Source organism: Rhodobacter maritimus (genome assembly GCF_058747975.1).
The window spans coordinates 1370261-1386491 of the sequence record NZ_CM179095.1 but is presented as its reverse complement, the minus strand read 5'-3'; the positions used below and the strand labels follow the sequence as shown (position 1 = coordinate 1386491).

The window sequence follows — 16231 nt, the reverse complement described above, 5'->3', positions numbered from 1 at the left end:
GGGGGATCGCCATGACACTGACCATTTCACGCCGCGCAGTTCTGGCCGGAGGATCGGCCATGGGATTTGTCGCGCTGCATCCTTTCTCGGCGCGCGCGCAGGCCGGGCAGGCGCACCTGCGCATCCTGTCCACCACCGACCTGCATTGCCACGTCCAGCCCTATGACTATTACGCCGACAAGCCCAATGACACGATGGGCCTTGCGCGCACCGCCTCGATCATCCAGGCGATCCGGGCCGAGGCCACGAACACCCTTCTGGTCGACAATGGCGACTATCTTCAGGGCAACCCGATGGGCGATTACATCGCTTATGCGCGCGGCATGAACGAAGGCGACCTGCATCCCGTCATCGCGGGGATGAACACGCTTGGCTATGGCGCGGGCACGCTTGGCAACCACGAGTTCAACTATGGCATCGACTTTCTGGAAAAGGTGAATGCCGGGGCGAACTATCCCATCGTCTGCGCGAATTTCGCCCGCAGCCTTGGCGCCACCCCGCGCGAGGACGACCTTTTCGCCCCGCCCTATGTGATCCTTGAACACAACCTGACCGATGGCGCGGGTGACACCCATCCGATCCGCATCGGCCTGATCGGCTTCGTGCCGCCCCAGATCATGCAATGGGACCGCGCGCATCTGGAAGGCAGCTTTCACGCGCGCGACATCCTGGAGGCCGCGCGCGCCTGGGTGCCGCAACTGCGCGAGGAGGGCGCGGATCTGGTGATCGCGCTGTCGCATTCGGGCATCGACGCGAGCCCCGCCTCCGAGGGGATGGAGAACGCCTCGTTCCACCTTGCGGGGATCGAGGGTATCGACGCCGTGGTGACGGGCCACGCGCATCGTGTCTGGCCCGGCAAGGATTACAACGGCGAGGGGTTCGACGCGGAAACCGGCACGATCAACGGCAAGCCCGCGGTCATGGCGGGGTTCTGGGGCTCGCATCTGGGGCTGATCGAGCTGATGCTGGAGCGTGACGGGACCGGCTGGCGCATCGCCGCTTCGCAAAGCGCGGTGCGCCCGATCTATGAGCGCGGCGAGGATCGCAAGATCGCCCCGCTTGTCGGCGATTACGCCCCCGCGATCGCGGCCACCGCCGCGATCCATGACGAAACCCTGGCCTATGTGCGCGCCGAGGTAGGCCAGACCACCGCGCCGCTGCACAGCTATTTCGCGCTGGTGACCGACGATCCCTCGGTGCAGATCGTCAGCCTTGCCCAGACATGGTATGTCGCGCAGCTTCTGGCCGGGTCCGAGCATGCGGGCCTTCCGCTTCTGTCGGCGGCCGCCCCCTTCAAGGCGGGCGGGCGCGGCGGGCCGGACTATTACACCGACGTGCCGGCCGGCCCCGTGGCGATCAAGAACGTGGCCGATCTTTACCTTTATCCCAACACCTTGCAGGCGGTGCGCATCACCGGCGCCGATCTGCGCGAATGGCTGGAGCGCTCGGCCGGGATCTTCAACCAGATCACGCCGGGCGGGGCCGATCAGCCGCTGATCAACCCCGAGTTTCCGGCCTATAACTTCGACACGATCGACGGTGTCAGCTACCGGATCGACCTGACCCAGCCCGCGCGCTACGACAATGACGGACAGGTCGTCGCCCCCGAGGCGCATCGCATCACCGAGCTGCACTTCGACGGCGCGCCGGTCGACCCCGCGCAGGAATTCGTGTTGGCGACGAACAACTACCGGGCCTCGGGCGGGGGGCATTTCCCCGGTGCCGACGGCTCGACCGTGATCCTTCAGGCGCCCGACACGAACCGTGACGTGATCGTGCGCTATATCGTGGAGAAGGGCACGATCAGCCCCGCGGCAGACGGCAACTGGACGCTGGCGCCCGCAGGTGGCGCGACGGTGCTGTTCGATACCGGGCCGAAATCCGCGACTTATCTGGACGAGGTCCGCGCGCGCGGCCTTGCGATCGAGCCTGCGGGCGAAGGCCCCGAGGGCCATGCCCGCTATCGCATCACGCTTTAGTCGGCCTCGTCCCCCTGCCCGGCCGCCGCATCGTGCCGGCGGCCGCGGAAGCCCTGCGCGACCACGAATTTCTCGGAACTGTCCTGCCGGCTTGCGGGCGGCTTGACATTGGCGACCTTGGTGAAATTCTTCTTCAGGATCGCCTGCAATTCGTTCTCGGCCCCGCCGGCCAGCACCTTGGCCACGAAGGTGCCGCCCTCTTCCAGCACGTCGAAGGCGAACTCGGCCGCCGCCTCGCACAGCGCGATGATGCGCAGATGGTCGGTCCCCTGATGCCCCGAGGAGGCCGCGGCCATGTCCGACATCACCACATCCGCCTTGCCCCCCAGCCAGGCCTTGACCTTTTCGTCGGCGCCCTCCTCGAGGAAATCGAGCTGGTGGATCTCGGCCCCCGGTATGGCCGATACCTCTTGCAGATCGACGCCGAGGACGGTGCCCACCTTCTTGCCCGACTTCTCGCCAAGCGCGTTCACCCGCCTGACCGCCACCTGGCACCAGCCGCCGGGCGCGCAGCCCAGATCGACGACCCGCGCGCCGGGCACGAGGAAGCGATACTTGTCGTCCAGTTCGAGGATCTTGAAGGCCGCGCGGCCGCGATAACCCTCCTTGCGGGCGCGCTGCACATAGGGATCGTTCAACTGCCGTTCGAGCCACAGCGTCGAGGACAGCTTGCGCCCCTTGGCCGTCTTGACCCGCACGCGCAGATCGCGCTGCCCGCGCCCGGATGTGTTCTTGCCCGTCGGTGTCTTGGCCATCAGATCGGTCCCAGTTCTTCCAGCACGCCATCGGCGGCCATTTGTGCGTAAAGCAGCCCCTCGCGCAGGCCGCGATCGGCCACGCTCATGCGGTCGGTCGGCCAGACGCGCATCAGCGCCTGAAGGATCGCGGCCCCCGACATGATCAGCGAATGCCGGTCGCGCCCGATGCGCGGATCGGCGCGCCGCCCCTCGGGGCCCATCGCCAGAAAGCCGCGGATCACCGCGTCGATCTGCGCGGTGGACATCGTCATCCCGTCGACCTTGTTGCGGTCATAGCGCTTCAGCCCCAGATGGCAGGCCGCCACCGTCGTCACCGTGCCCGAGGTTCCCACGATCTGGAACCCCTCACGCGGGGAGCCCGCCGAATAGGGGCTGAAATCGGCCAGTTTCTCTTCGAAATACCAGCTCATCAGCGCGAAACGCGCGGCATCGTCCTCGACATCGGCGAACTGGTCCTTCAGCGTGGCCACCCCGAGCGAGACCGAGATCCAGTCGACCACCCGCGCCGCGGGCTCGATCACCGGGCCGCCGGGGTTGAACCCGCCCGACATCCGCATGATCGCCCGCGCGCGGTCCGCGGGCGGCACGTCGGCCAGGTCGATCCAGACCAGCTCGGTCGAGCCGCCGCCGATATCGACGACCAGAAGCTGTTCGGTCTTGGGGTTGACCAGCGAGGCACAGGAAATCACGGCAAGGCGCGCCTCTTCCTCGGGCTTGATGATTTCCAGCGGCAGGCCGGTCTCGCGGCGGACCTGGCGCATGAACTCCGCCGAATTGGCCGCGCGGCGGCACGCCTCGGTCGCCACCAGCCGCATGCGCTTGACGCCATGCGTGTCGATCTTGCGCCGGCAGATCTGCAAGGCCTGCACCGTGCGGTTCATCGAGTTGCGGGAAAGCCGGCCAGAGGCCTCAAGCCCATGCCCCAGCTGGACAGCCTTGGAAAAGCTGTCGACCACATGGAACTGATGGCCCTTCGGACGGGCAATCAGCATGCGGCAACTGTTGGTGCCGAGATCGAGCGCGGCATAAAGCTCGGTCGATTCGGCGGTGTCGGTCGCGGGTGGCTCTACCGGTTTCGGGAACGCACCCGCAGACCTGCGACGCCTGGGCGCCATCAGCACGCCCTCCGATTTCAAGTTATCCCCAAACTATCGGCTGCAATCCGCCGACGCAAGAGCGCATCCCGTCGCGCCCCGATGCGGGCGCTGCCCACGCGCGCGCCCGCAAGCCGCCATTACGTCGCCATCTCCGCGCAACATGTCGAAAACCGTCATCGGCTTTGTCGCTATCGCGCGTATCTGTGAGGCAAGGAAGGAATCACCCATGGCAGAAATCACCATCGTCTACTGGCGCGACATCCCCGCGCAGATCATCGCGGGGAAAGGTCGTCGCGGGGTCAAGAAACCCCTGCCGGAGCGGTTCGAGCAGGCCATCGACCGCTGCGCGATGAAGATCGGCGCCAAGGACAGCGATGCCTATCTGGCCGAATGGCGCAAGGCGCCGCTTGGCGAACGCCCCGGAGACGACGCCACCGCCGCCGAGGGTGAACTTGCCCGGATCGTGGCCGAATACGACGCCGCGCGGCTTGCCGCGCTGATCGCAAACAATGGTTGGGAAGATCCCCGCACCGCCTGACGGAGACCGCAATGGCGCTTTTGAACTTCCGCCGCGAGGCACGCCCCGAAACCCCGACCAACGGTGTGGTTGCGGCATTCCTCGACGGTTTCTCGATCGAGGTGATGCCCCGCACCGCCGCCGGGATCGAGGATTTCCGCCCGCTTCTTCCGCAGGGCACGCGTGTCTATATCGCCCATATCGAGGGCACCCCGATCGAGGACATGGTGGCCACCGCACGCCGCCTGCGCGAGGAAGGCTATGAGCCGATGCCGCATTTCCCCGCGCGCATCATTCCCGATGCCGCGACCCTGCGCGACTGGGTCGGGCGCTACAAATCCGAGGCCGGCGTGCGCGAGGCGCTGATCCTCGGCGGTGGCGTGGCCACCCCCGCGGGCGCCTATGACAGCGCGATGCAGCTTCTGGAAAACGGCGCCTTCGACGGCTTTGCGCGGCTGCATGTCGCGGGGCATCCCGAAGGCAACCGCGACATCGACCCCGACGGCTCGGACCGCGTGGTGATGGAGGCGCTGCGCCTCAAGCAGGATTTCGCGGCCCGCAGCGATGCGCGCATGGCCATCGTCACCCAGTTCTGCTTCGAGACCGCCCCGGTCATCGCATGGGCCGACCGGCTGGCCGCCGCGGGGATCGAGCTGCCGATCCATATCGGCGTCGCCGGCCCCGCCAAGCTTCAGACCCTGCTGAAATTCGCCATCGCCTGCGGCGTCGGCCCCTCGCTTCGCGTGTTGCAAAAGCGCGCCCGCGATGTGACCAAGCTGCTGCTGCCGTTCGAGCCGACCGACCTTGTCGCCGAACTGGCCGCGCACAAGGCCGCCAATCCCGGTTTCGGGATCGAGGCGGTGCATTTCTTCCCCCTCGGGGGGATCAAGACCAACGCCGCCTGGCTGGCGGATCACACGAAAGGCTGAGCCACATGACCCGGACCGTCCTGGAATCGAAATCGAAAACCGTCGTGATCGGTTTCGATGAACCCTTCTGCGTCATCGGCGAACGCATCAACCCCACCGGCCGCAAGAAGCTTGCCGCCGAGCTTGAGGCCGACGACTTCTCGACCGTGGAGCGTGACGCGCTTGAACAGGTCGCCTGCGGCGCCATGGTGCTCGACATCAACTCGGGCGCGGTCTTCACCAACCGCATGGCCACCGACCCGCGCTATGCCGACAACAACTTCGTCGAGCCGCCGCTGATGCGCGACCTGTGCGCCCGCGTGCAGGCGCTGGTCGACGTGCCGCTGTGCATCGACAGCTCGGTCCCCGAGGCGCTGAAGGCCGGCCTCGAGGCCTGCGAGGGGCGCCCGCTGCTCAACTCGGTCACCGGCGAGGAGGAACGGCTGGAGCTGGTGCTGCCGCTGGTCAAGAAATACAACGTCCCGGTCGTCGCCATCTCGAACGACGACACGGGCATTTCCGAAGACCCCGACGTGCGCTTTGCCGTGGCCAAGAAGATCGTGCAGCGCGCGGCCGATTTCGGCATTCCCGCCCATGACATCGTGGTCGATCCGCTGGTGATGCCGGTGGGTGCGATGGCCTCGGCCGGGCGCCAGGTCTTCACGCTTGTGCAGCGCCTGCGCGACGAGCTGGGCGTGAACACGACCTGCGGCGCCTCGAATATCAGCTTCGGCCTGCCCAACCGGCACGGCGTCAACGCGGCCTTCCTGCCGATGGCGATCGGCGCAGGCATGACAAGCGCCATCATGAACCCCGTGCGCAGCCAGGAGATGGAGGCGATCCGCGCCGCCAACCTGCTGATGGATCACGACGCCAATGGCGGCGACTGGATCAAGTTCACCCGCATCCTGGACGCGATGAAGGACGGCGCCAGCTTTGCCGAAGCCTCGGCCGCGGCGGCTGCGGCCGGATCGGGGCGCGGCGGACGGCGGCGCGCCCGCGGCTGAGCCGCACCTGAACGCCAAAGGCGCCCCGGCCCGGCCGCGGCGCCTTTTTCATGCCGCGCGCAGGATGACCCGCGCGCAACATTTCCGAAGGATCGCAAATATATACTGGCCGCGGCCAGGGCGTTGCGGCACCCTTGGCGCAGATCCTGCCGAAAGTGCCGCCATGGTTTCCGCCCGCCTTGCCCTTGTGCCCCGTTCTGCCCGGCTGCCCCTTGGCGCCGCGCTGTTGGCTGTGGGGCTCAGCCTGACGGGCTGTGCGCCGCCCACCGGGTCACTGCCCCCCGACCGCGCCCGAACCGAACCCTTGCAGATGCCCCGCGTATCGCCCGCCGCTGTGGCCTTGCCCGCGCGCACCCATTCCAATGCCGATCTTGCACGCGATTTCATGGCGCTGTCTTTCCGCCTTGAAAGCGGGCGTGAGCTGCCCCGCCTGACGCGGTTCGAAGGGCCCGTCTCGGTGCGGCTGACCGGCGACGTGCCCGCCACCGCCCCGCAAGACCTTGCCGCCCTGCTCGCGCGCCTGCGCGCCGAGGCCGGGATCGACATCGCGGCACGGCCCGGCACGGCCGACACGATCACCGTGGAATTCCTGCCCCGGCGCAAGATGCAGGCGCTGGTGCCTAACGCGGCCTGTTTCGTGGCGCCCAATGTCACGGGCTGGCAGGACTATCGCCGCGCAAGGCGCAGCGCGCGCACCGACTGGGCCGCGCTGGAGCAACGCCACACCGTATCGGTCTTCGTGCCCTCGGACAGCCCGCCGCAAGAGGTGCGCGATTGCCTGCACGAGGAAATCGCCCAGGCGCTCGGCCCGCTGAACGATCTTTACCGCCTGTCCGATTCCGTCTTCAACGACGACAATTTCCATACCGTGCTGACCGGCTTCGACATGACGATGCTGCGCATCCACAACGCGGCCGAGCTGCGCTCGGGCATGACCGCACCCGAGGTCGCCGCCCGCCTGCCCGCGATCCTTGCCCGGCTGAACCCGCAAGGCGGCCCCGTCGGCCTCCTGACCGACCCCGCGCCCACGCCGCAGGCCTTCACCCGCGCGATCGAGGCCGCGCTGACCCCCGGCGGCAACGGCGCGCGGCGCAAGGCCGCCGCCGAGCGCGCCGTCGACATCGCACGGGCCGAGGGCTGGCGCGACACGCGCGCGGGCTTTGCCTGGTATGCGCTTGGCCGCCTGAGCCTGCCCGACGACCCCGAGGGCGCCCTTGCCGCCTTCCTGCGTGCCGGGCAGCTTTACCGCGCGCTGCCCGGCGGGGCGATCCAGGTCGCGCATGTCGACATGCAGATGGCGGCCTTCGCGCTCTCTGGCGGGCGCGCGCAGGACGCGCTGACGCTGGTGGCGCGCGCGCTTGGCCCGGCCGCCGAAAGCCAGAACGCCGCACTTCTGGCCACGCTCTATCTGATCCGCGCGCAATCCTACGACACGCTTGGCCATCGCGCCGAGGCCGCGCAGGCGCGGCTCGACTCGGCGGGCTGGGCGCGCTATGGCTTCGGCTCTGACGCGGCCATGCGCAGGCGCGCGGCCGAGGTGGCGGCGCTGACCCGGACGGCGCCACGCCTCAGGTAGCGGCCGCGAAACGCTTATCGGGGGAACCATGCCCATCGTTTTCATCGCCCTTGTCCTTGGCGCCCTTCTGGGCGTCGTGCGCGCACGCAAACGCGGCGGCAACGGCTTCGACCAGGCCCAGTATGCCGCCGTCCACGCCATCCTGTTCGGCCTGGCGGGGCTGTTCATCACCATCTTCATCCTGCGCGCGGCCTGAGGCGCCCGGCCATGTTCCTGCCCTTCTTCGACAATCTGCGGCGCGGCGGGGTTCCGGTCTCGTTGCGCGAATACCTGAGCTTTCTCGAAGGGCTGGCGGCGGGCCTGTGCACCTATGACATCGACGGGTTCTACTATTTCGCCCGCGCCGCGATGGTGAAGGACGAACGCCACCTCGACCGGTTCGACCGCGCCTTCTCGGCCAGTTTCGCGGGCCTCGAGGCGATCCCGCCCGAGACGGTCCTCGAGGCGCTCGACCTGCCCGAGGACTGGCTGCGCAAGCTGGCCGAAAAGCACCTGAGCGACGCGGAAAAGGCCGCGATCGAGGCGCTAGGCGGCTTCGACAAGCTGATGGAAACGCTCCGGCAGCGCCTTGAGGAACAGAAAGGCCGCCACCAGGGCGGCAACAAGTGGATCGGCACGGCCGGCACCTCGCCCTTCGGCGCCTATGGCTACAACCCCGAGGGCGTGCGCATCGGGCAGAGCGAAAGCCGCCACCAGCGCGCCGTCAAGGTCTGGGACAAGCGCGAGTTCCGCGATTTCGACGACACGGTCGAACTTGGCACCCGCAACATCAAGGTGGCGCTGAAACGGCTGCGGCAATGGGCGCGCCACGGCGCCGAGGAAGAGCTGGACCTGCCCGCCACCATCCGCGCCAGTGCCGAAGCGGGCTTCATCGACGTGAAGACCCGGCCCGAGCGGCACAATGCCGTCAAGGTGGTGCTGTTTCTCGATGTCGGCGGCTCGATGGACGCGCATGTGCGGCTGGTGGAAGAGCTGTTCTCGGCCGCGAAATCCGAGTTCAAGCATCTTGAACATTACTATTTCCACAACTGCCTTTACGAGGCCGTCTGGCGCGACAACCGCCGCAGGTGGGACGCCACCACCCCCACATGGGAGGTGCTGAACCGCTACGGCCCCGATTACAAATGCATCTTCGTGGGCGACGCCGCCATGAGCCCCTATGAGATCACCCATGCAGGCGGCGCGAACGAACACTGGAACGCCGAGCCGGGCGCGCTGTGGCTGGCACGCGCGCGCGAGCAATGGCCCGACAATGCCTGGCTCAATCCCGTGGCCGAGCGTGCCTGGCCCTACACCCAGTCGACCCAGATCATCCGCAATGCCTTCGAGGACCGGATGTTCCCGCTTACGCTGGACGGGATCACGCGGGCGATGAAGGTGCTGGGATGAGACGGCTTGCCCGGCTCTGGCGGCAGCAGAAACTGGCGGTCATCGGCTTTGCGATCTCGCTGATTGTGGTGGGGTTCTTTGCCGTGCGGATCGTGATCTCGGCGATCTACTGGTCCGACCCCGCACATCTGATGCAACAGCCCGAACCATGGATGACGCCGGGCTACATCGCGCGCAGCTGGCACCTCGATCGTCACGAAGTAACCGCGCTGGTGGGTGAGATACGGGTGGACGGTCGCCCGACGCTGGCACGCATTGCCCGCGAACGCGGCATCCCGACCGATCAGTTCATCGACACGCTGTCACAAGAGCTGCGCGCCCTTCAGGCCGGGCGATGACGGATCTTGTTCCAATCTACCTTGCGGCCTTCGGACCCTGGCTTCTGGCGACGGTCACCTTCCTGAGCTGCCTTGCCATGCCCGTGCCCTCGTCGCTGATGATGATCGCGGCCGGCGCTTTCGTCGCCTCCGACGACCTGACGCTTGCGCAGGCAACGCTCTCGTCGTTCGGCGGCGCGGTATTGGGCGATCAGATTGGCTTTGCCCTTGGCAGGCGGGCCTCGGGCAGGTTGGACCGCATGGCCCGCCGGGGGCACCGGGCGGATCTGGTCGCAACTGCCGCCGCGAAACTGCGCCGCAGCGGCGGGGTCGCGGTGTTCTTCTCGCGGTGGCTGTTCTCGCCGCTTGGACCATGGGTCAACATCGCTGCCGGGGCCTCGGGCTTTGCGCATCGCAGCTTCACCCTGGCCGGCATCGCGGGAGAGGCGGTTTGGGTTGGGCTTTACGTCACGGTTGGTTTCGTCTTCGGGGCCAACCTTCAGGCCGCCGCCGACCTGGCAGGAAGCATGCTGGGCCTGCTGGCGGCAGGTGCGGTGGCGGCCGGTTTGGGCACATGGTTATGGCGCAGTGCGCATCGCGGCCATTGACCCGGCCCGACCCACGCCCCACATTCCGGACATGCTCAAGTTTCTGCCCTTCATCCTGCTCATCCTCTACGGCTTCGCGCTGTGGAAATTCTCAGCATGGCAACTGGGCAAGCAGCTTGACGCGCAATCCCGCCCGCTAAGCGACCCCGGCCTGAAGCCGGTGATCGCGCGCCTCGCGCTTGCGCTTGGATTGCCGGGCATTCCGGTCCATGTCTACGAGGTCGACCCCGTGAACGGGCTCGCGGCCCCCGACGGGCGCGTCTTCCTGACCCGCGGCTTCCTGCGCAAATACGAAAGCGGCCTTGTCAGCGCCGACGAGATCGGCGCCGTCATTGCGCATGAGCTGGGCCATGTGGCCCTTGGCCATTCGCGCCGCCGGATGATCGACTTTACCGGCCAGAACGCGCTGCGCATCCTGCTGATTACGCTTCTGGGCCGGATCCTGCCCTTCATCGGCATCTGGATCGCCAATATCCTAGCCACCGCCCTTGCCGCGCGCCTATCGCGGCGCGACGAGTTCGAGGCCGACGAATATGCCTCGGCACTGCTGGTCAAGGCCGGGATCGGCACCGGGCCGCAGAAATCGCTGTTTGACAAGCTGGACCGCCTGACCTCGAGCCCCGGTGAGGGCATCCCCGCCTGGCTGCTGACCCACCCCAAATCGCCCGAGCGCATCGCCGCCATCGAGGCGAACGAGGCACGTTGGGGCATTCGCAGCGGCTGATCCGCGCAGGGCCCTTACATTGGCCATCCTTTGCCGCTAGCGTAGCGCCGCGATGAACGGAATTCAGCCCGATCAGGACAGTTGTGTAAGGCGCCGGCGGGTGTTCTACATCCCCGGCTACGATCCGTTCCATCCCCGCCGCTACCGCGAGCTTTACCGCACCGAAGGGGCCGCGCAGGCGCGGATTTCGGGATATGCGCTTGACCTCACGCCCCGGCGCGGCGCGGGCCCCTATGGCTGGCATGTCCACTCGACGCAGGACGGGCACGACACCGAGACCGATATCGAGGTGCTGGTCTGGTCCGACATCGTGCGCGACAGCATGAGCCAGTCGATCCCCGCGACCTATGCCCAGTTGCTGCATACCTGCCGGGTCTATCTGGCCTCGGGGGCGCTGCGCGGGCTGATCGGGCTGCGCAAGGGGCCGACGATCGCGGCGCTCTATCCCGTGGTGGTCCTGCTTTTGCAGGCGGGCGTGGCCTTGGGCGCGGGGCTTGGCGGGGCGGCGCTCTTGCGCCGGTTCCTGCCCGATGGCGGGGTTTCGGCACTGCTGGCCGCGCTTCTGGCGGGGGGCATCATTCTTCTTGTGCTGCGCTGGTTTCGCGCGCGTGACCGCTGGTTCTATGCCTATTACCTGATGCATGACTACGCCTTCACGGCCCGCGAATGGGGCGCCAGCCCCGCCGCGCTCGACACCCGGCTTGACGCCTTTGCCGACCGGATCGCCGAGGCCCTGCAACCGGGCCGCTGCGACGAGGTTCTGGTGATCGGCCATTCCTCGGGCGCGCATCTGGCCGTGTCGGTCCTGGCCGGCCTGATCCGCGCGGGGCGGGTTCCCCCCGACGGTCCGGCGCTCGGCTTTCTCAGCCTCGGGCAGGTCGTGCCCATGGTCAGCTTCCTGCCCCGCGCCACGCGCCTGCGCGCCGATCTGCGCGATCTCAGCACGCGGGACGAGCTGACCTGGGTCGATGTCACGGCACCGGGCGACGGCTGCGCCTTCGCGCTGTGCGATCCCGTCTCGGTCAGCGGCGTCGCGCCCGAAGGCAAACGCTGGCCGCTGGTGATCTCGGCTGCCTTCACCCGAACGCTGTCGCCCGAACGGTGGGCCGCCCTTCGCTGGCGCTTCTTCCGGCTGCATTTCCAATACATGTGCGCCTTCGACCGCCCGGCCGATTACGATTATTTCCGCATCACGGCGGGCCCGCTCAGCCTTGCCCGCCGCTTCGCCGGGCGCCCGCCCTCAAGATCGCGCATCACGCGCGCCGCAAACCCGCACAGCCAATGCCCATGATCCCGCCCAAACCCCCCGCCCGCCCCGACCGCGTGCCGCTCTGGCGCTATATGCAGCTGTTCCGCAAGGATATTCTCTCTGCGCAGCCCGCCCGCCTCTACCGCGCCTGGATGGCGGAATTCCGCACGCCCTTCTTCCGCTCCTACATGTGCAACGACCCCGATCTGATCGAGACGGTGCTCAAGGCCCGCCCCGCCGATTTCCCGAAATCGCAGCGCGTGGGCGAAGGGCTGCGCCCGCTTCTGGGCAACTCGGTCTTCGTGACGAATGGCCAGACATGGGCGCGGCAACGGCGCATCATCGACCCCGCCTTCGAGGGCGGCCGCCTGAACCAGGCGCTGCCCGCGATGTGGCAGGCCGGGTGCGATTGCGTCGCGCGCCTCGCCGCGCGCGCCGGCCCCGACCCGATCGACATCGAAGAGGAAACCGCCCATGCCGCCGCGGACGTGATCTTCCGCACGCTCTTCTCGATTCCGATCCAGGACGAAACCGCAAGCGCGGTGTTCCACGAATTCCGCGCCCATCAGCGCGCCCAGCCCATCTTCAACCTCGGCGCGCTGATGCCGCTGCCGCGCTGGTTCCCGCGCCTGCATTCCCGCGCCACCCGGCGCACCGCCACGCGGATCCGCGACCTGATCGCGCAACTCACCGCCGCGCGGGCCGAGATGATCCGCGCCGGCGCCGCGCCCGACGATCTGGCCACCAAGATCATGACCACGCCGGACCCACAGACCGGCCGCTGCTTCGAAACCGACGAAATGGTCGACCAGGTCGCGATCTTCTTTCTGGCCGGGCACGAAACCTCGGCTTCGGCACTTGCCTGGGCGCTCTACCTGCTTGCCCTCTTCCCCGACTGGCAGGACCGCGCCGCCGCCGAGGCCGCCGGGGCCCTGCCCGGGACCGCCGCCCCCACCATGTCCACGATCGGGCGGCTGAAGACCTGCCGCGCCATTTTCCGCGAGGCGATGCGCCTCTACCCCCCCGTCCCGATGTTCGTGCGCGAGGCCCGCTGCCCCGAAACCTTCCGCGGCCGCCCCGTGCCATCCGGCGCGCAGGTCGTCATCTCGCCCTGGCACCTGCACCGCCACGAACGGCTCTGGGACAACCCCGACAGCTTCGACCCCGCCCGCTTCGACACCGAAAACGGCAAGTCCTGCCTGCGCCGCGCCTACCTGCCCTTCTCGACCGGCGCACGGGTCTGCCCCGGCGCGGGCTTCGCCATGGCCGAGGGGCCACTCTTCCTGGCGATGATCCTGCGCGACTTCCGCATCCTCCCGGTGGCCACCCGCCCCGCGATGCCCGTGGCACATCTCACCGTGCGCGGGCGCGACGGCATCTGGCTGCGGCTGGAGCGCCGCACCGCCCCCCCCGCTTCTTCAGAGCAAAATATCCCCGCCGGAGGCTTCCCCGCTCACAACCCGTAGATCGCGCCGAACTTCGCCTCCAGATAGTCCAGAAGCGGCCCCTCATCGGGGGCAAACCCGCAGGCGGCTTCGATCGTCGCGGCCGGCGGGCGCAGGCCGCCATGGCGCTGAAGGTTCTCGCGCAGCCAGTCCGTCGCGGGCGCGGCATCGCCCCGCGCAAGCGCCACATCGACCTGCGGCACCGCCGCGCGCATCGCCCGATCCAGGCAACCGGCATAGACATTGCCAAGCGTGTAGGTCGGAAAATACCCGAACAACCCCACCGCCCAGTGCACATCCTGCAAGAACCCGTTCGAGGGACGATCGACCGCAACCCCGAAATCGGCGGCGAAACGCGCGTTCCAGGCCTCTTCCAGATCGGCCACCTCAAGCCGCCCGGCGATCAGCTCGCGCTCCAGATCGAAACGCATCATGATGTGCAAGTTGTAATGCAGCTCGTCGGATTCGGTGCGGATATAGCCCGGCGCCACGCGGTTCACGACGGCATGGAAGGCCGCCGCATCGGCCACGCCGAAATCGCCGAAGGCCTCGCGCATGCGCTGGAACAGCCAGCCCGTGAACGGGGCCGAACGGCCAAGCTGGTTCTCGTAGATTCGGCTCTGGCTTTCATGCACCCCCATCGACACCCCGCGCCCCAGCGGCGTGAAGTGATAATCGGGGTCGATGCCCAGCTCGTAGCAGGCATGGCCGACCTCGTGAATCGTCGAATAGAGACAGTTGAAGGGATCGGTCTCGCTGATCCGGGTGGTGATGCGCGCATCGTTGCCCGACCCCGAAGAGAACGGATGCACCGCGATGTCCAGCCGCCCACGCGTCCAGTCATAGCCGAAGGCCGTGGCACAGATCCGGGCCAGGCGCAGCTGCGCGTTTTCCGGAAAGACATGGTTCAGCGCCGCAGGGCTGCGCCCCGAGCCCAGAACCGCCTCGCACAGCGCGACAAGACGCGGGCGCATCCGGTCGAACATGGCGCCAAGCGTCTTGCCGGTGGCGCCGGGCTCGTAATCGTCCAGAAGCGCGTCGTAAAGATCGCCGCCATCGGCAAGGGCCGCCGCCTCTTCGCGCTTCAGCCGGACCACCTCCGCCAGCGTGGGCAGGAAATCGGCGGGCTTGTCGGCCGCGCGCGCCTCGGCCCAGACCGATTGCGACAGCGAAGTCAGCCGCGCCAGCTCGCTTGCCAGCCGCGCGGGAATGCGCGCATGGCGGTTGTAGGACCGCCCGATCAGGTCAAGCGCACGGGCCCCCGTCGCATCCTCGGCCTCGGCACGCGCCAGCCAGTCCTCGATGCGCGGATCGGTGCGGCGCGCATGCAGCACGCTTTCCAGCGCCCCGATCTCTTCGGCGCGCTGCGCGGTCGCGCCCCGCGGCATGACGGTTTCCTGATCCCAGCCCAGACGCTCGGCAACGAAACTCAGCGCCTCGGTCTCGCGCTGATGGGCCATAAGCTCGGCAAAGGCGTTCATGTCTTCGTCCCCCGGATGGATTGCGCGATCGGATAACGGGCCAGATGCCGCGCGCGGATGATCAGCACCCACAGCACCACGGCGCCAAGCTGATGCAGAAGGCCAAGCGCCAGCGGCGCGGCATGCATCACGGTAACGATCCCCAGCACGACCTGCCCCAGAAGCATCGCCCCCATCCAGCCGAACGCCACCTGCGTGCGCCCATGGGCCGAGCGCCGCCCGCGCAGCCATGCCACGATGCCGAAGGCCAGCAGCAGATAGCCCGCCATGCGGTGGACGAACTGCACAAGCGCCGGGTTTTCAAAGAAATTGGTCCAGAGCGGGCTATAGGCGAAGGCCTCGGAGGGGAAGAATTCGCCCCCCATCAGGGGCCAGTCGATATAGCCTCGCCCGGCGTCGATCCCGGCCACCAACGCGCCCAGAAGGATCTGGAGGAAAGCGAAATGCATCACCCCGGTCGAGAGCGCGAACAGGCGCGGCTCGGCCAGCCTGCGGGCCTGCAACAGCTCGGCCTCGCTGCGCGACAGTTGCAGCGCATACCACGCGATCAGGCCCAGAATGACGAAGGCGAGCCCCAGATGCACCGCCAGCCGGTAGGAGGCCACGGCGATCATCTGCCCCTCAAGGCCCGAGGACACCATCCACCAGCCGATCGCGCCCTGCACGCCGCCCAGCACGCCCAGGCCCAGAAGCCGCGGCACCCAGCCCGCGGGAATGCGTCTTGTGGCCCAGAAGGCGACGAAACCTACCGCCCAGACCAACCCGATAACCCGGCCAAGCTGCCGGTGCCCCCATTCCCACCAGTAGATCTGCTTGAACTCGGCCAGGGTCATGCCCTTGTTCATCAACTCGTATTGCGGGATCTGGCGGTATTTGTCGAACTCCGCCTGCCAGGCGGCCTCGGACGCGGGCGGCAGCGCGCCGGTGACGGGTTTCCATTCGGTGATCGACAGCCCCGAGTCGGTCAGCCGCGTCGCCCCGCCTACGGCGATCATCGCCACGACCAGCGCGAACAGCACGAAAAGCCAGGTCCGGATCGCCCTGCGCGCGCCGCGCGGGCGGGCGTCGATCATGCCGCCGCGCGCCTCCGGCCTGGCGGTTTCTGCGACCTCTTCGAAGATGCTGCGTTTCTGGCTCATCCACCGTCTCCTTGTCGGGGCGGAGACTAGGATGCGG

General features: G+C 67.9%; 16 protein-coding genes. 12 read left to right on the top strand and 4 right to left on the bottom strand.

Translation table 11 applies throughout. From position 1 onward, the window contains the following. The first annotated feature begins 11 nt into the window (after nucleotides 1-11). Nucleotides 12-1979, top strand: a complete 1968-nt coding sequence (locus tag AC4PTO_RS06965; RefSeq protein WP_492733007.1) for a bifunctional 2',3'-cyclic-nucleotide 2'-phosphodiesterase/3'-nucleotidase — start codon at nucleotides 12-14, stop codon at nucleotides 1977-1979. Here AC4PTO_RS06965 and AC4PTO_RS06960 read toward each other — a convergent pair. Together AC4PTO_RS06960 and AC4PTO_RS06955 are read right to left on the bottom strand one after the other, a co-directional pair. Beyond that, the gene (locus AC4PTO_RS06960) at nucleotides 1976-2734 is read right to left on the bottom strand and encodes an RlmE family RNA methyltransferase (RefSeq protein WP_492733006.1); all 759 of its coding nucleotides are present in this window, start codon (nucleotides 2732-2734) and stop codon (nucleotides 1976-1978) included. The genes AC4PTO_RS06965 and AC4PTO_RS06960 overlap by 4 nt on opposite strands. Beyond that, complete coding sequence (locus AC4PTO_RS06955) at nucleotides 2734-3852, bottom strand: Ppx/GppA phosphatase family protein (RefSeq protein ID WP_492733005.1); 1119 nt, start codon at nucleotides 3850-3852, stop codon at nucleotides 2734-2736. Before AC4PTO_RS06955 ends, AC4PTO_RS06960 begins: the two co-directional genes overlap by 1 nt. A gap of 208 nt (nucleotides 3853-4060) precedes the next feature. Between AC4PTO_RS06955 and AC4PTO_RS06950 the strand changes: the two genes are divergently transcribed. The 11 genes from AC4PTO_RS06950 (at nucleotide 4061) to AC4PTO_RS06900 (ending at nucleotide 13595) form a co-directional block, all read left to right on the top strand. After that, on the top strand, nucleotides 4061-4372 hold the full coding sequence (locus tag AC4PTO_RS06950; RefSeq protein ID WP_492733004.1) for a virulence factor: 312 nt from the start codon (nucleotides 4061-4063) through the stop codon (nucleotides 4370-4372). A gap of 11 nt (nucleotides 4373-4383) precedes the next feature. Continuing rightward, nucleotides 4384-5280, top strand: a complete 897-nt coding sequence (locus AC4PTO_RS06945; protein ID WP_492733003.1) for a methylenetetrahydrofolate reductase — start codon at nucleotides 4384-4386, stop codon at nucleotides 5278-5280. 5 nt (nucleotides 5281-5285) lie between these two features. Beyond that, nucleotides 5286-6266 (top strand): methyltetrahydrofolate cobalamin methyltransferase, encoded by a 981-nt coding sequence (locus AC4PTO_RS06940; protein ID WP_492733002.1) that lies wholly within the window; start codon nucleotides 5286-5288, stop codon nucleotides 6264-6266. 163 nt (nucleotides 6267-6429) lie between these two features. Beyond that, the gene (locus AC4PTO_RS06935) at nucleotides 6430-7842 is read left to right on the top strand and encodes a DUF2927 domain-containing protein (RefSeq protein WP_492733001.1); all 1413 of its coding nucleotides are present in this window, start codon (nucleotides 6430-6432) and stop codon (nucleotides 7840-7842) included. Nucleotides 7843-7870: 28 nt separating this feature from the next. Then, entirely contained in the window at nucleotides 7871-8038 is a 168-nt protein-coding gene (locus AC4PTO_RS06930; RefSeq protein ID WP_492733000.1) for a hypothetical protein, read from the top strand. An 11-nt stretch (nucleotides 8039-8049) separates the two neighbouring features. Then, nucleotides 8050-9231, top strand: coding sequence for a vWA domain-containing protein (locus AC4PTO_RS06925; protein ID WP_492732999.1), 1182 nt, complete (start codon nucleotides 8050-8052; stop codon nucleotides 9229-9231). Beyond that, the gene (locus AC4PTO_RS06920; RefSeq protein WP_492732998.1) at nucleotides 9228-9569 is read left to right on the top strand and encodes a hypothetical protein; all 342 of its coding nucleotides are present in this window, start codon (nucleotides 9228-9230) and stop codon (nucleotides 9567-9569) included. Before AC4PTO_RS06925 ends, AC4PTO_RS06920 begins: the two co-directional genes overlap by 4 nt. Further along, a complete protein-coding gene (locus tag AC4PTO_RS06915) occupies nucleotides 9566-10156 on the top strand; it encodes a DedA family protein (RefSeq protein WP_492732997.1) in 591 nt (196 codons plus the stop codon). The genes AC4PTO_RS06920 and AC4PTO_RS06915 overlap by 4 nt, the downstream gene beginning before the upstream one ends. Nucleotides 10157-10187: 31 nt before the next feature. After that, nucleotides 10188-10880 carry a M48 family metallopeptidase gene (locus AC4PTO_RS06910; RefSeq protein ID WP_492732996.1) on the top strand — a complete coding sequence of 231 codons (693 nt, stop codon included), beginning with the start codon at nucleotides 10188-10190 and terminating at the stop codon, nucleotides 10878-10880. A gap of 52 nt (nucleotides 10881-10932) precedes the next feature. Further along, on the top strand, nucleotides 10933-12171 hold the full coding sequence (locus AC4PTO_RS06905) for a hypothetical protein (protein ID WP_492732995.1): 1239 nt from the start codon (nucleotides 10933-10935) through the stop codon (nucleotides 12169-12171). Next, nucleotides 12168-13595 carry a cytochrome P450 gene (locus AC4PTO_RS06900; RefSeq protein WP_492732994.1) on the top strand — a complete coding sequence of 476 codons (1428 nt, stop codon included), beginning with the start codon at nucleotides 12168-12170 and terminating at the stop codon, nucleotides 13593-13595. Before AC4PTO_RS06905 ends, AC4PTO_RS06900 begins: the two co-directional genes overlap by 4 nt. Here the strand turns inward: AC4PTO_RS06900 and AC4PTO_RS06895 are convergent. Both AC4PTO_RS06895 and ctaA read right to left on the bottom strand, forming a co-directional pair. After that, nucleotides 13583-15055, bottom strand: coding sequence for a carboxypeptidase M32 (locus AC4PTO_RS06895; protein WP_492732993.1), 1473 nt, complete (start codon nucleotides 15053-15055; stop codon nucleotides 13583-13585). The two genes, AC4PTO_RS06900 and AC4PTO_RS06895, sit on opposite strands and share 13 nt — an antisense overlap. Then, nucleotides 15052-16194, bottom strand: a complete 1143-nt coding sequence (ctaA, locus tag AC4PTO_RS06890; RefSeq protein WP_492732992.1) for a heme A synthase — start codon at nucleotides 16192-16194, stop codon at nucleotides 15052-15054. The genes AC4PTO_RS06895 and ctaA overlap by 4 nt, the downstream gene beginning before the upstream one ends. Between the last annotated feature and the right edge of the window lie 37 nt (nucleotides 16195-16231).